Genomic DNA, 15,642 nt, shown 5'->3' on the forward strand with positions numbered 1-15,642 from the left:
CCGCCGGGGCAGAAGGAGGATCGAAGGCGTTAAAGGAGCGACAGACGGGTGAACTGTAATGTTATGCATCAAATTAAAGCAGTTCAGGCGTGATTTTCCAGCCGTTTTCGCAAGCCGCTCAATAACCGCGACAGGTCGATATCCTTGCCCCACAGGGGCCGGGCAAGCAAGAAGCCCTGCGCTTCACTGCAGGCCCATTGCCGAAGCAGCCTGAGCTGACCGTTCTTTTCGACACCCTCGGCCACAACCTTGAGGCCCAGCTCCCGAGCCAGGGTGATCACTGCCCGGGTTATGGCGGCATCATCTCCGTCCTCCTCAATGCGGGCAACGAAACGTCGATCCACCTTGAGCACATCCAGCGGGAATTGCCGAAGATAGGCCAGTGAACTGTATCCAGTGCCGAAATCATCCACGGCGATGGAAATGCCGACTCGCCGGAGCGAACCCAGCACTTCCTGCGCCAGCTCCGGATCCGAGGCCAGAGTGCTCTCGGTCACTTCCAGACACAGTCGCCCGGGCGGGATACCGGTTTCCGCCAGGATACCCACGATGCGACTGACCAGGTTGCTGTCGCGGAACTGCGCCACGGACAGGTTCACCGACACCCTCGGACAACACTGCCCGGCCTCCTCCCAGGCCAGCAGTTGGCGACAGGCCTCGCGCAACACCCACTCGCCGATGGGAATGATCAGGCCCGTGTCCTCGGCCAGGGGAATGAAGCGATCCGGTGCCACCTCCCCCAGGTCCGGATGCTGCCAGCGCAACAGTGCCTCCACGCCAGCAACTCCGAGTGTTCCCAGGCAGATGATCGGTTGATAGGCCACACGCAACTGATTCATCGCCAGTGCATTGACCAGTTCCTGGCTGAGGAACAGTTCCTCCTCCACCCGTTCGTTCATGTCCGCCTGGGTGAACTGGATGCGGTTGCGGCCCTTCTGCTTGGCCACGGCCAGGGCAATGTCCGCCGCGCGCAGGATGGTTTCCGGTTCGTCGCCGTCATCGGGAAAGCAGGCCACCCCGGCACTGGCTGTCATGTAGAGCTGATGACCGGCAATTTCCAGCGGTTCCGACAACAGCCGCAACAGGGACTGCACCGGCAGGCGTACCTGACCGGCGCCGCGCCCCTCCAGCCACAGGGCGAATTCGTCTCCGGCCAGCCGTGCCAGCGACCAGCGGGCTTCGGCGAAGGCCCGCAAGCGCTCCGCGGCCATGCGCAGTACCTGGTCACCGATGGCGTGCCCCAGCGATTCATTGATGGGTTGCAGGCGATCCATGCCGATCAGAACCAGCGCCCCCCGTCGATCCTTCATCAGCGGGTTCATGGCCTCGGTCAGGACTTCTTCGAGGTGGCGCCGATTGGGGAGACCCGTGATCTCGTCGTGGTAGGCAAGGTAATCAATGCGCGCCTGATAGGCCTCGAACCGGGAGAGATCCGTCACCGTGGCCACCACGAGACTGTCCACCTCGTCCGCATTGCGCACCCGGGCCAGGCTGACATGGGCCCGAACCGGCACGCCCCCGGCTCCGGTCAAGGCGCAATCGCTGCGCCAGCGGCCCTGGTCATCCAGGATGGGCTCTTCTCCGTCAAGATCGCCAAGCGGCAAGGGGTTGCCGGGCAGATCCTCCCGACCCAGCAACCGGGCCAGCGCCTCATTGACCCGAAGCACCCGCAACTCGCTGTCACACACGGCCATGCCCTCACCGGCATTGGCAAAGGCAGCCTCGCTCAGACGCTGCGCCTCCACACCCAGCAGAGCGTCGGTGACCTCCGTGTGCACCACCAGCGCACCCGGCCACCCGGGCAGGCCCGATATCCCCACCTGAAACCAACGCCGACGCGCTCCCCAGTGGCAGGCATTGATCAGTGTCGGAGGTGCCGGGGATCCGGCCATCACGGCGCGAATGCCTTGCGCCACCGGCTCGGCACCGTCGGCCCCCTGACGCCGGCCCAGCTCGCAGACCGCCAGGTAATCCACCCCCACCCCCACTGACGCCAACGGCACGCCGGCCGCCTCCGCAAAATGCTGCCACTCGCGGTTCACGAGAACGATACACCCCTCGCCATCCAGCACACAGACTTGCGCCGGCAAGAGATCGATCATGGCCTGCAGCTCATCCAGCCGCAGCGGTGGCGAGGGCCGCCAGCGACGATACAGCAAGGCGAGCGCGGCCAGGCCGCCGGTCATCACGGCCAGCATGCCCAGCATGAGGGGCGGCTCAAGGCCCGAAGCAGCATGCAGATGGAGCGAGCCATCGAGGAACAACAGGGCGAGAAGGAAGAACAGAACCAGGAAGAGGCCCAGGTTTCGGAGCTGGCGAACCGCCAGGCGACGCAAGATCGAGCGCAAGGACAGAAACCCCAACCGCCGTCAGGGCGACCGTGGCCGACCCGGCCCGCAACCCCATGCTGTGGCTACCGGATCGTTTTCAGAAGATTAGATGAGAATCCGTGGAAACGGTTCGGCAACAGTCATCTTTTTATCCATTATCGCCCTGACCGGCAGCGGGCACTTCGGGCGCCGCCGCCAGACCACCACTGAGAATCAGGCTCATGGCCTCGTCGACGCTCATGTCGCAGTCCACCAGGCGATCCGACGGATAGAACAGCAGCTCGCCGCCCGGCTGGAAGGGGGCCGGGAAATACACCGCCACCAGTGCCCGCCCGGCCACCCCGCAGGCCACCGGCTGACGCTCGGCCACCAGGCCGAGACGACCGCCCGCCGCCGGATCGTCGGACTCCGGCACGAACACCACGGCGGAAAAGCCGGTGGGCCGCTCCCCGGAAAAACGACGGGCCACATCCCGCACGGTGAGATACAGGCGCCCGATCAGGGGAATGCGGCCAATACGCCGCGATAAGCAGCGCCCCACCGGCGGCCCGATCCAGCTGCGCGCCAGCACCCCCGTCAACAGAACCAGCAGCACCCCCGCAATAAGACCCATGCCCGGTAGATACCACCCCGCCGGCAACCACACAGCCAGCCACTGCCCCAGCAGATGCTCGGCCCAGAACAGGAGCCCCAGCATCAGATAGAGAAGGAATACCGCTGGCAAGAGCGTGGCCAGGCCAAGAAAGAACAGTTTCGTCAGACGCTTCATCACCATCCCCAACATGGACGTCCCGGAATGGCCCCAGCTTACGCTACCGAGATAAGGAAAGGGTCGCGACACCATCCAGGCCGCGATGGGTAGGACCGCCGACACAACAAGTAAGGTTCTTCGCGGAAAAGCGGGGAGGAAATTCGGGCGTGGTGGCCAAATCGGGTCTTGGTGGCCCTGCCCAGAACACGCCGTGAATACATCCCTGTAGGCTCGAGGGAAACATCCCTGTTTCCCACGGTTCTGGTCAGGGCCACCAAGACCCTTTCCAGAGCGGTGATTCGGCGGGTTGGCCGGCGCGCCAGGGACGGGTACCCCGCATGGTCCATCTCACGGTCGCAACACGACCCATGCCGTCAACGGCTGAACCGCCGACACAATAATGAGGGGTTCGATTCCAATAAAGCTGGCACCGAAAGGAGCCTGGCGGCAACGATCAACAAACGAGGAAAAATGGTGGCCAGGGATGGGCGAACTGAGACCGAAATGCCGGTGGCATTTCGCAGCTCAGTTCGCGGCCGCACAGGGAAGTGCGGCCTGGCCTGGGCGCCAGGGACGGGTTCCGGCAGGACGGCTCTCACGGTCGCAACACGATCCACGCCGCGAACGGCTGAACCGCCGACACAATAGAAAATGGGTTCGATTCCTCTGACGCAGCAACAATGGCCAGTGGAAGCAACGATAACCGGATGGGGAGAAAATGGTGGCCAGGGACGGAATCGAACCGCCGACACGGGGATTTTCAATCCCCTGCTCTACCGACTGAGCTACCTGGCCGCCGGATGGTCTGACTGTTCCCGCCGGAGGATGCGGAACCGCATTGACGGGAAGACGCGTATTAAACCGGTCCGGGCGGCTTGCGTCAAGGGATGGGGCGGAAATGGCGGCGAAAACACGGGGTTTTTCCCGCTCACGGCGGCTATTCTAGTAGCCATGAAACGCCAGCCCCCCACACTCGGCCTGCTGCTCGCCCTGCTGCTCAGTCTGCCGGCCGACGCCAACCCCCTGGTCGAAGCCTTCGAGCGTCTGGAGGCCTGGGGCTTCTCGGGTGCCGTGGCCGCCGGTACCGGAACGGAGGCAGGTCTGCTGCGCGGTTTTGGACAGGCGGATCGGTCCGCAGACCTTGCCTTCACCGCGGACACCGCCTTCCCCTGGCTGTCCGTCAGCAAGCCACTGACTGCCGCGCTGGCCCTGCGCCTGGAAGCCGACGGCATCATTCGCCTGGATGCGCCCCTGCAGCGCTTGCTGGACGATGTGCCCGGCAATAAGCACGACATTCAGATCAGACATCTGCTCAGCCATCAATCAGGTTTGGCCGCCCAGCTTGCCCATCCGGGCTTCGACGGCCCGCCGGAGTTCGAGCCAATCGACCGGGACACGCTCATTGACCGCGCCCTGCGCAGCCGCCCGCTGCATGAACCCGGCCAGGGCTTTGTCTATTCCAACCTGGGTTTCAATCTGGCCGCCGCCCTGCTCTCGGTCGCGGCGGAAACGGCCTTCGAGACGCTGATGCGCGAAGAACTCTTGATCCCGGCCGACCTGCGGGGCGCTTCGGTTGGCGGGCTCGCACCGGATGAAGCGGTGGGCTATGACGGTGGCCTGCGCTGGGGCCGTTTCTCGGAACGGGCCTGGCCCCGGGGCATACCGGGCTGGAACCTGATGGGGGCCGGGGCGCTCATGGGGAACATGCGCGACATGGCCGGGATCGTCCCCCTGCTGCGCGGGGCGGCACCCATGGATGAGGGCCTCGCCCGGCGCTGGCGAGAACCTCAGCTCCGGCTCAGCCCGGAAGAGGCCTATGGCCTGGGTCTTGCGGTCAGCCGCGACGAACGCGGGCGGCGCATCGGCCACGATGGTGGCTTTGGCCCCTTTTCCACGGAACTGGCCTGGTGGCCCGGCGACGATGAATGGTTGCTGCTGGCCAGCAACAGTGAACATTTTCGGGCCTGGGAGCTGCGCCAGACCGTGGTCAGCCTCCTGGCCAGGGACAGGCCGATTCCCGCAGCCCCCGGTGAAGCCCTGCCCACGGTACTTCAGGCCTTGCCGTCAGGGCCCGTTCGGATTTCCCACCCGGAGGGAGGCCATTGGCAGATCTCGCGCATCGATCAACGGCTGGAGATCGTCGCCAGCGGGCTGGCGGCCAGCCTGCCTTTGCTGGGCCAGGACGCCGAAGCGGCCTCGGTGCATGGTCGGTCCGTGATGGACCGGGTGCGCGGGCTGCTGGGTGACAGCCGCCACCGACCCTCCCCGGCCGACCACCGGGAGGCCGCCGTCATGGTGCGCTTGCGGGAACAGGCAGGTGCACGTATGACGGATGGCATCGAGGGCATGGAACTGCTGGGCGTGCGCCCGCGCCTGACGGGTGAGGACGGCTGGCTGGCGGATGTGCAACTGCATTCGGCCGCTCAGACCACCAGTGTCCGGATCCGCCTGGACGCCAACGGCCAGTGGCGCTCGCTGGACTGGTCACCCGCCGACCCGGGCCTGCGGGCGATTCTGCGTCACGCCGGCGACGGACACCTCAAGGGCCTGCGGATGGGCGTACTGAAGGAAACTGCCGTGCTGCAGGTGGACGAAAACGGCCGGCTTCACCACGGACAAGCCTGGACAATGCCCCTGCTGAGGCCGCCGGCCGCTCTTTGATCTTTAGCCACTGACGTTCTAATCTGGTTGCCCGACCATTAGCGCCTGGCGCCTGGAGGTTGAGATGGGTATCACCCGCGAAACCGGGCAGGCCGCTGTCACGTCTTCCGCGGCCCTGATGGCGCGCTACCGCGCGGTTCGGAAGCAGAGCGAGGCCCTGGCGGCTCCTCTCAGCGCGGAGGACATGACCGTCCAGACCATGCCGGACGTGAGCCCCACCAAATGGCATCTGGCCCATACCACCTGGTTCTTCGAACGCTTCCTGCTGCAGGAACAGCTGCCCGGCTACCGCGTCTTTCACCCCGGCTTCGACTACCTGTTCAACTCCTACTATTTCACCCTCGGACAGATGTATCAGCGCCCGGATCGGGGGCTGATCAGCCGGCCCGGCGTCGAGGAGATCATGGCCTGGCGCCGGCATGTGGACACGGCCATGGAGGCACTGATCGAACAGGGGGGCGAGGACGAGAAGCTGGGCCCGCTGATCCTGCTGGGCACCCATCACGAACAGCAGCATCAGGAACTGATCCTCACCGACATCAAGCATGTGCTGTCGGCCAATCCCTTGCGACCGGCCTACCATGAACGCACGCCCGGTCGCGCCGCCATGCCGGGGCCCATCGAATTCATTGCGGGTTCAGAAGGCATTCATGAGCTCGGCTTCGATGGCGGCGGCTTCGCCTTCGACAATGAAGGCCCGCGCCACCGAACCCTGCTCCAGCCCCATGCCATTGCCAACCGCCTGATCACAAATGCCGAGTACCGGGATTTCATTCGCGATGGCGGCTACCGGGATCCGGCCCTGTGGCTGTCGGATGGCTGGGCCACCGTCCAGCAGGCGGGCTGGGATCGCCCCTTCTACTGGGACGAGGAGCTGGAAAGCGAATTCACGCTCGCCGGCCAGCGTGCCCTCGACCCCTATGCTCCCGTCAGTCACGTGAGCTTCTACGAGGCCGATGCCTTTGCCCGCTGGGCCGGGCACCGCCTGCCCACGGAAGCGGAATGGGAAGTCACCGCCCGGGAACAGCCCACGGAGGGACACTTCGTCGATAGCGGTTTCTATCATCCCGGTGGCACCGGGCAGCAACAGCGCCGCTTCTATCAGCTGTTTGGCGATGTGTGGGAGTGGACCGCCAGTCCCTATGCCCCCTACCCCGGCTTCAGGGCAGCCGCGGGGGCCGTGGGGGAATACAACGGCAAGTTCATGTGCAACCAGATGGTGCTGCGCGGTGGCTCCTGCGTCACCCCCGCCGATCATATCCGCGTCACCTATCGAAACTTCTTCTATCCGCCCAGCCGATGGCAGTTCACGGGTATTCGGCTGGCGAAGGATTTATAACAACAAGGATCAATAAGGATGTCAGTCAGCGACGAACAGGAGCTGCAGGATCAGCAGCCGACGAAGAAGGACTTCATGGCCGACGTAAAGGACGGCCTGTCGGCGAAGCAGAAGTGGATCTCTTCCATGTACTTCTACGACGCGGAAGGCTCCATGCTGTTCGATCGCATCTGTGAGCTGACCGAGTACTACCCCACGCGCACCGAGCTGCAGATCCTCAATGAACACATGGACGATATCGCGGCGGTCACCGGGCCGCAGGCCATGGTCATCGAACCGGGCAGTGGCTCCAGCCTGAAAACCCGACGGCTGCTGGCCGCCCTCAGGGAACCGGCCGCCTATGTGCCAGTGGAAATCTCCAGGGAGCATTTGCTGGATGCTGTCCAGGGCCTGCGGCAGGACTTTCCCGCTCTCCCCATCTTGCCCGTCTGCGCTGACTTCACCAGCGAATTCGATATTCCCGAGCCGGAAACAGCGGAGAAACGACGTGTGGTCTACTTCCCCGGCTCCACCATCGGCAATTTTGATCCGGCAGATGCAGTCGACCTGTTAAAGATCATGAAAAAGAAAGTGGGACGCGAGGGTGGCCTGATCATTGGCGTGGATCTGCGCAAGGATCGGGTGACCCTGGAGAAGGCCTACAACGATCGGGACGGGATCACTGCCCTGTTCAACCTCAATCTGCTGCACCGCATCAACCGGGAACTGGGCGGGAACTTCGATGTGAGCAACTTCAGTCACCGGGCCGAGTGGAACGACGAGGAGAGCCGCATCGAAATGCACCTGGTGAGCGAGATCGAACAGGATGTCACCATCGGCGGAGACACTTTTCACTTCGACAAGGGCGAATACATCCTCAGCGAATGCAGCTACAAGTTCACCTTCCGTGCCTTCGAAGAACTGGCCGGCAAGGCGGGATGGACGGTCAAGCAGGTATGGACGGATAACCGGGAGTGGTTCTCGGTGCAGTATCTTGAATGAGGCGAAAAGATTAGCCGCGAGATGGACGCGAAATGGACGCTAGATGTTGGGCCGTGCGTGAAGTGGTGCCGTGCTGCTTCGGAGGGGCCGTGCTTGGGGATGGCGGTGGGTTGGCTATAGGCAGCGTGGGAGCGGATTTATCCGCGATGACAATCCCTGATCTTGCATGCCACCCTCTATGGCCTCGCTGTAGGCGCGGATTTATCCGCGCAATGGCCGGAATCCGACGTCCCGCCATTCATTGAGGTGCATCACGGATTGCAACGATCCCTTTAGAGAATCAAACGGCGAATTCAAGCCATTGCGCGGATGAATCCGCGCCTACAGGGGGCGTCGGTTTAGTGGCGTGCCAACCGATAAATTGTCATCGCGGATAAATCCGCTCCCACGCTGCCTATAGCCAACCCACTGCCAACATCCGGCACGGCCCTTCCGAAGCCGCACGTCATCACCCATGGCACGGCCCACATCTGCGTCCATCCGTGTTCATCTGTGGCCAATATTCTTTTGTCTTTTATCTTGTGTCCATTTCGTGTTCATTTCGTGATCCAGCTTCCCTGCCATCCGCAGGCAGGGCCCCTCCGAATCAGCACGGCACCACTTCACGCACGGCCCCAATCCAGCGTCCATTTAGCGTGCATTTCGCGGCTAAATGTTTTCGCCTTTCACCCCTTGGCATCAGCCGCCTGGCGTTGGGTCTGTTCCAGGATGTCGGCGAGGAAGCGGCCGGTGTGGGAGGTGGGGTGTCGGGCCACGTCTTCCGGGGTACCGGTGCAGACGACGCTACCGCCGCCACTGCCGCCTTCGGGGCCCATGTCGATGATCCAGTCGGCGGTCTTGATCACGTCCAGGTTGTGCTCGATCACCAGCACGGTGTTGCCGTTCTCGCGCAGACGGCGCAGCACACCCAGCAGCTGGTTGATGTCGTGGAAATGCAGGCCGGTGGTGGGCTCGTCGAGAATGTAGAGGGTCTTGCCGGTGTCGCGCTTGGACAGTTCCCGGGCGAGCTTCACGCGCTGGGCCTCGCCGCCGGAGAGGGTGGTGGCGTTCTGGCCCAGACGCACATAGCTCAGGCCCACGTCCATGAGGGTCTGCAGCTTGCGTTTGAGGACCGGCACGGCATCGAAGAAGTCCAGGGCATCCTCGATGGTGAGATCCAGCACTTCGGAGATGGTCAGGCCCTTGTAACGGATATCCAGGGTCTCGCGGTTGTAGCGGGCACCATGACAGACATCGCAGGGTACGTAGACATCCGGCAGGAAGTGCATCTCCACCTTGATCACACCGTCGCCCTGGCAGGCCTCGCAGCGGCCACCCTTGACGTTGAAGCTGAAACGGCCGGGCTTGTAACCGCGTGAACGGGATTCCTGGGTACCGGCAAACAGCTCGCGAATGGGTGTGAACAGGCCCGTGTAGGTGGCCGGGTTGGAACGCGGCGTACGGCCGATGGGGCTCTGGTCGATATCGATGACCTTGTCGATGTGTTCCAGGCCATCCACCGCCTCACAGGGGGCCGGTGTGGTGGTGGCGCGATTGATCTCCCGCGCCAGGTACTTGTAGAGGGTCTCGTTGATCAGGGTGGACTTGCCGGAGCCGGACACGCCGGTGACGCAGGTCATCACGCCCAGGGGCAGTGTCACGTCCACGTTGCGCAGATTATTGCCGCGGGCGCCGCGCACCACCAGTTCCCGGCCCTTTTCCACCGGCTTGCGCTTTTCCGGTACATCGATGCGGCGGCGGCCGGAGAGATACTGGCCGGTGAGGGAGGCGCTGTTGCCTTCCACGTCCGCCGGCTTGCCCTGGGCCACGACCTGGCCGCCGTGCACACCCGCGCCGGGGCCCATGTCCAGGACATGATCGGCGCTGCGGATGGCGTCTTCATCATGCTCCACCACGATCACGGTATTGCCCAGGTCGCGCAGGCGGAACAGGGTGTTGAGCAGGCGGCGGTTATCCCGCTGATGCAGGCCGATGGAGGGTTCATCCAGGATGTACATCACCCCCACCAGGCCGGAACCGATCTGGCTGGCCAGGCGAATGCGCTGGGCCTCGCCGCCGGACAGGGTTTCGGCGCTGCGTTCCAGGGTGAGGTACTCCAGGCCCACATCCACCAGGAAGCCAAGGCGTTCGATGATCTCCTTGAGGATCTTCTCGGCGATCTTGCCGCGCTTGCCGGGCAGATTCATGCCGCGGAAGAAGGCATTGGCTTCGGCCACCGACAGGCGAGAGATCTCCGGCAGGGTGCGTTCGGCCACGAAGACATGGCGGGCCGAGCGATTCAGGCGGCTGCCGTTGCAGTCGGGGCAGGAACGGCTGCTGACATAGCGCGCCAGTTCCTCACGCACCATGCTCGACTCGGTCTCACGGTATCGCCGCTGCATGTTCGGCAGCACGCCCTCGAAGGGATGATGCCGGGTGACGGTGCCACCGGAGGCGCTGGGGTACTCGAATCCGATCTCTTCCTCGCCACTGCCCCAGAGCAGCGCGTCCCGGGTGGCCTCGGGCAGCTCGTTGAAGGGTGTGTCCGGGTCGAAGCCGTAATGGGCGGCCAGGGTCTTGATCAGGCGCCAGTAGTAGGGGTTGCGGCGATCCCAGCCGCGCACGGCACCACCGGCCAGGCTGAGCTCCGGGTCGCGCACCACGCGCTCCGGGTCAAAGAACTGGTTCACGCCCAGGCCGTCACAGCTGGGGCAGGCCCCATTGGGGTTGTTGAAGGAGAACAGGCGCGGCTCCAGCTCGGAGAGGCTGTATCCGCATTCCGGGCAGGCGAACTTCTCGGAGAACACCAGCGCTTCCCGCTCGGGCTCGTCCATGAAGGCCACCCGGGCGCTGCCCTCGGCCAGGCGCAGGGCCGTCTCGAAGGATTCCGACAGGCGCAGGGCCAGGTCATCGCGCACCTTGAAGCGATCCACCACCACTTCGATGGTGTGCTTCTTGCGCAGGTCCAGCTTGGGCGGGTCGTCCAGCTCCCAGACTTCGCCGTTGATACGGGCACGGATGAAGCCCTGGGCGCGCAGCTCCTGGATGAGCTGCACGTGCTCGCCCTTGCGATTGTCCACCACCGGCGCCAGCAGCATGCACTTGGTCCCCTCGGGCAGGGCCAGCACCTGATCCACCATCTGACTGATGGTCTGGGCATCCAGGGTGATGTCGTGATCGGGACAGCGGGGCTGGCCGGCGCGGGCGTAGAGCAGGCGCAGGTAATCGTAGATCTCGGTCACCGTGCCCACGGTGGAACGGGGGTTGTGGGAGGTGGACTTCTGCTCGATGGAAATGGCCGGCGACAGACCCTCGATGTCGTCAATGTCCGGCTTTTCCATCATGGACAGGAACTGGCGCGCGTAGGTGGACAGGGATTCCACATAGCGTCGCTGACCCTCGGCATAGATGGTATCGAAGGCGAGCGAGGACTTGCCGGAACCGGACAGGCCGGTGATCACGATCAGCTGATCGCGCGGCAGCTCGACATCAATGTTCTGGAGATTGTGGGTGCGGGCACCCTGCACTCGAATGGACGCCATGGGGCAACAGGACCTGTTTGCGCGGATGAACAGGCCATTTTAACGCCCTTGGCTGGCTCGAGGCCAGCTGAATACCAGGGGCCGGTCTTGTGCCCCTGTAGGCGCGGTCTGCTTCCTGAGGAATCGCTGCCGAGGTTGGGCCGGAGGGTGTTTCGACTTCGCTTAGCGCCGGACCCTTCGGCTCGGCGCTTGGGGGGCGTCCCGGCCCATTACCTTCTAACACCTGCCCACCATTGACTGAACCTATCCATCCGATGGCAGGAAACAGGCGCCACCCCCACAAGGTAGGTTTGGGTATTGCATGCGCTGATCAGGGCTGTGAGCGACAAGGATGTCGCGGCCAGAGCCTCCAAGGATGGACTCACGGCGTCCCTGAGCAGCGCATGCAACACCCAAACCGGAATGCTCCCTCAGCGCCAAGCCGAAAGGTCCAACGGCCAATCGAAGTCCAAGAAGACAGCGAATCTTTCGTCCGAGCCCATTCGCTCAATAACCGCTGGCCTGGCCGTCCTTGCGGTATTCGGAGGCGCCGCGCCAGATGCGGTCCACCGGGTTCCAGGCGATGGCCTGGAAGCCGCCGTAATGGCCGTGGCCGATCTGCACGGTGTGGCCGCGGTCATTGAGGGCCTCGGCGGTTCCCTCCGGGAAGCCTGGCTCCAGGTGAACCACGCCGCCGTTCTCGTCGGCGGACTTACCGGTGGGGCCGGGGCTGCCGTCGTGGCGAATGCGGGGGGCATCACCGGCCGCCTGCAGGTTCATGCCGAAGGCCAGCAGATTGATCAGCACCTGGACCTGGCCCTGGGGCTGCATGGCACCGCCCATGACGCCAAAGCTCAGCCAGGGTTCGCCGTCGCGGGTGACAAAGCCGGGCATGATGGTGTGGAAGGGGCGCTTGCCGGGGGCAATGACATTGGGGTGGCCGGCTTCCAGGCTGAACAGGCAGCCCCGGTTCTGCAGGCTGAAGCCCAGGCCGACGGGGACCACGCCCGAACCCATGCCCATGTAATTGCTCTGGATGAGCGAGACCATCATGCCCTCGGAATCCGCCGTGGTGAGGTAGACGGTGTCACCCCCATCCAGTTTCGGCTCGCCGGCGGGAATGTCACGAACGGCCTTGTTCGCGTCCAGCAGGCGCCGGCGCTCGTCATTGTAAGCCTTGGAGATGAGCTCTTCGGCCGGTACCTTGGCGAAGGACGGGTCGGCGTAATAGCGGGCGCGATCGGCGAAGGCCAGTTTCTTGGCCTCCACCAGCAGATGCACGTGCTCGGGGCTGCCGAAGCCGGCCTTCTTGAGATCCCAGGGCTCCAGCAGGCGCAGCATCTGCAGGGCGGCAATGCCCTGGCCATTGGGCGGCAGCTGCCACACGGTCTTGCCGTGGAAATCCACCGACAGGGGCTCGACCCATTCCGGCTTGTAGGCGGCCAGATCCTGCTCCGAAAGCAGGCCGCCGGCTTGCTGCACGGTCTCCGACATGCTGCGGGCGGCCGGCCCCTGATAGAAGACCTGCTCGCCATCCTGGGCCATGCCGGCCAGCAGGCGGGCCAGGCCGGGGTTGCGGAAGCGCTCACCCTTTCGCGGAGCGCGGCCGGCGGGCAGGAAGGTGGTGGCGAAACCCGGCTCATCGGCCAGGCGCTGGGCATTGGCGGCCCATTCCGTGGCGATGATCTCGCTGACCGGGAAGCCGTCGCGGGCGTAGGCCACCGCGGGCTCGAGCAGGCGGGACATGGGCAGACGCCCGTACTGACGGTGCAGCTCGTACCAGCCGCCCACGGCGCCGGGCACACTCACCGACAGGGCCCCCTTGTCAGGGATGGCCTTGTAACCCTTGCCCTCGAACCAGCTGCGGCCGGCCGCCCCCGGCGCTCCGCCGCTGGCATTCATGCCCTTGAGCTTCTTCTCTGCGGGATCCCAGACCATGGCGAAGAGATCACCGCCCAGCCCGGCGCCGGTGGGCTCCACCACACACAGCACGGCATTGGCGGCAATCGCGGCATCCACCGCCGAACCACCCTCGCGAAGGACCGATACCGCGGCCTCGGTGGCGAGTGGCTGGGAGGTGGCGGCCATGCCGTTGCAGGAAAAGACTTCGGACCGGGTGGCCCAGGAATCACGGGGATAGCGAGCGCTCATTGCCGGTTTCCTTTCTTATTGTCACCAGAAGGTCTGCTGGCATTGTGCCATAAAGGATTGTTCACAATCGTAGTCGTTGTCGTTGTCGTTGTCGTTGTCGTTGTCGTTGTCGTTGTCGTTGTCGTTGTCGTTGTCGGATTTTATCGAGATAAAGGAAAAACCCGACAACGATTACGACAACGACAACGACAACGATGGCCGGGGTAGCTGGGGGCTAATACCCCGCGGCATAACCATCCTTTCTCGGCTCCGAGGCGCCGTACCAGACGCCGGTTTCCGGGTCGCGCATGATGGCCTGGTAGCCGCCGAAGCCGGCGCCGCCGATTTCCACTTTGTGGCCCTTTCGTCTCAGGGCGCGCAGCGTGGATTCGGAGAAGCCGCTCTCCAGGTGGACGGTGCCGCCGTCGCGCATGACGTCGCCTTCGGGCTGGGAGCTGCCGATGTGGGAGATGCGCGGGGCGTCACCGGCGCCCTGCAGGCTCATGCCGAAATCCACCATGTTGATGATGATCTGGGCATGGGCCTGGGGCTGCATGGCACCGCCCATGACGCCAAAGCTCATGAAGGGTTCGCCATTACGGGTGACAAAGGCCGGAATGATGGTGTGGAAGGGGCGCTTGCCCGGCTCAAGGCTGTTGGGGTGATCCGGGTCCAGGTTGAACATCTCGGCGCGGTTCTGAAGAACGAAGCCGAGGCCATCCGGCGTCATGCCCGACCCCATGCCCCGGTAGTTGCTCTGAATCAGGGACACCATGTTGCCGTCCTCATCCGCCGTGGTCAGGTAGATGGTGTCGGCGTTGTCCAGGCGCGGGTCGCCGGCCGGGAACTCCCGGGCGGCGCGTCGGCGGTCGATCCGCTTGCGGCGTTCCTCCGCGTATTCCTTTGAAACAAGTTGCGAAACGGGAACGTCGGCAAACTCCGGGTCGGCATAGAAGCGGGCCCGATCCTCGAAGGCCAGTTTCTTGGCCTCCACGAAGAGGTGAATGTATTCCGGATCATCCAGGCTCATCTCCGACAGGTCCCAGTGCTCGAGGATATTGAGAATCTGCAGGGCGGCGATGCCCTGGGTGTTGGGTGGCAGCTGCCAGACATCGAAGCCGCGATAGTTGCTGGCGACCGGATCGATCCAGGTGGATTCGTGGGCGGCCATGTCATCGGCGGTGAGGAAACCGCCCTGACGTTCCATGTAGTCGCCAATGGTCTCGGCGATCTCGCCGCGGTAGAAGACATCCCGCCCTTTCTCCGCCAGCAGGCGGTAGGTGTGGCCCAGGTCCGGGTTGCGAAAGATCTCGCCCTTTTTCGGGGCGCGGCCCTCGGGCATGAAGGTCTCGGGGAAGTTTTCGTACTCTTCAAGCACCTCGGCATTGCGCGCCCAGAAATAGGCAATCACCTCGGTGACGGGAAAGCCGTTCTCGGCGTAGTGGATGGCCGGCGCCAGGATGTCCTCCATGCTGACGCGGCCGAAGCGCTCATGCAGCTCGAACCAGCCGTCCACGGCGCCGGGTACCGAGACCGGCAGGGGGCCACGCTGGGGAATGCGGTCGTAATCGTTCTCGCTGAACCATTCGCGGGTCATGCTCATGGGAGCCCGGCCGCTGGCATTGAGGCCGTACAGTTGCTCGCTTTCGGCATCCCAGACAATGGCGAAGAGATCGCCGCCGATGCCGTTGCCAGTGGGCTCGGTCAGGCCCAGCATGGCATTGGCGGCGATGGCGGCATCAATGGCGTTGCCGCCGTTGCGCATGACTTCCAGGGCCATCTGGGTGGCCAGGGGCTGGCTGGTGGCAGCCATGGCGCCGGTGGCGAGCACATCGGAGCGGCTGAGCTTCTCGTCGGTCTCCACCCGATCCCAGGCCAGGGCGGTGGTGGCGACCGCCACGAGCAGACTCGTCATCAGGGCGGCAAATGCAGTGCGGAACATGGACACAC

8 protein-coding genes and 1 tRNA gene are annotated in these 15,642 nt (G+C 64.2%); 3 read left to right on the plus strand and 6 right to left on the minus strand.

Annotated elements, in window-relative coordinates; genetic code table 11:
* Positions 1–83: 83 nt before the first annotated feature.
* From RBH19_RS11495 to RBH19_RS11505, 3 genes are all read right to left on the minus strand, one after another.
* Positions 84–2,348, minus strand: a complete 2,265-nt coding sequence (locus RBH19_RS11495; RefSeq protein ID WP_306729004.1) for a putative bifunctional diguanylate cyclase/phosphodiesterase — start codon at positions 2,346–2,348, stop codon at positions 84–86.
* Between the two features lie 130 nt (positions 2,349–2,478).
* Positions 2,479–3,099 (minus strand): DUF502 domain-containing protein, encoded by a 621-nt coding sequence (locus RBH19_RS11500; RefSeq protein ID WP_306729005.1) that lies wholly within the window; start codon positions 3,097–3,099, stop codon positions 2,479–2,481.
* A 701-nt stretch (positions 3,100–3,800) separates the two neighbouring features.
* Positions 3,801–3,876, minus strand: a tRNA-Phe gene (locus tag RBH19_RS11505).
* Positions 3,877–4,032: 156 nt separating this feature from the next.
* Between RBH19_RS11505 and RBH19_RS11510 the strand changes: the two genes are divergently transcribed.
* From RBH19_RS11510 to egtD, 3 genes are all read left to right on the plus strand, one after another.
* The gene (locus RBH19_RS11510) at positions 4,033–5,742 is read left to right on the plus strand and encodes a serine hydrolase domain-containing protein (protein ID WP_306729006.1); all 1,710 of its coding nucleotides are present in this window, start codon (positions 4,033–4,035) and stop codon (positions 5,740–5,742) included.
* Between the two features lie 64 nt (positions 5,743–5,806).
* Positions 5,807–7,081, plus strand: coding sequence for an ergothioneine biosynthesis protein EgtB (gene egtB / locus RBH19_RS11515; protein WP_306729007.1), 1,275 nt, complete (start codon positions 5,807–5,809; stop codon positions 7,079–7,081).
* Between the two features lie 18 nt (positions 7,082–7,099).
* Positions 7,100–8,062: an L-histidine N(alpha)-methyltransferase gene (gene egtD / locus RBH19_RS11520; protein ID WP_306729008.1), complete on the plus strand. Its 963-nt coding sequence runs from the start codon at positions 7,100–7,102 to the stop codon at positions 8,060–8,062.
* Positions 8,063–8,727: 665 nt separating this feature from the next.
* On the opposite strand, the gene uvrA is transcribed toward egtD, so the two are convergent.
* From uvrA to ggt (RBH19_RS11535), 3 genes are all read right to left on the minus strand, one after another.
* A complete protein-coding gene (gene uvrA, locus RBH19_RS11525; protein ID WP_306729009.1) occupies positions 8,728–11,583 on the minus strand; it encodes an excinuclease ABC subunit UvrA in 2,856 nt (951 codons plus the stop codon).
* A 486-nt stretch (positions 11,584–12,069) separates the two neighbouring features.
* Entirely contained in the window at positions 12,070–13,713 is a 1,644-nt protein-coding gene (gene ggt, locus RBH19_RS11530) for a gamma-glutamyltransferase (protein WP_306729010.1), read from the minus strand.
* A 214-nt stretch (positions 13,714–13,927) separates the two neighbouring features.
* Complete coding sequence (ggt, locus tag RBH19_RS11535; protein WP_306729011.1) at positions 13,928–15,634, minus strand: gamma-glutamyltransferase; 1,707 nt, start codon at positions 15,632–15,634, stop codon at positions 13,928–13,930.
* Positions 15,635–15,642: the final 8 nt, after the last annotated feature.

This window comes from Natronospira bacteriovora (genome assembly GCF_030848495.1).
GTDB lineage: Bacteria > Pseudomonadota > Gammaproteobacteria > Natronospirales > Natronospiraceae > Natronospira > Natronospira bacteriovora.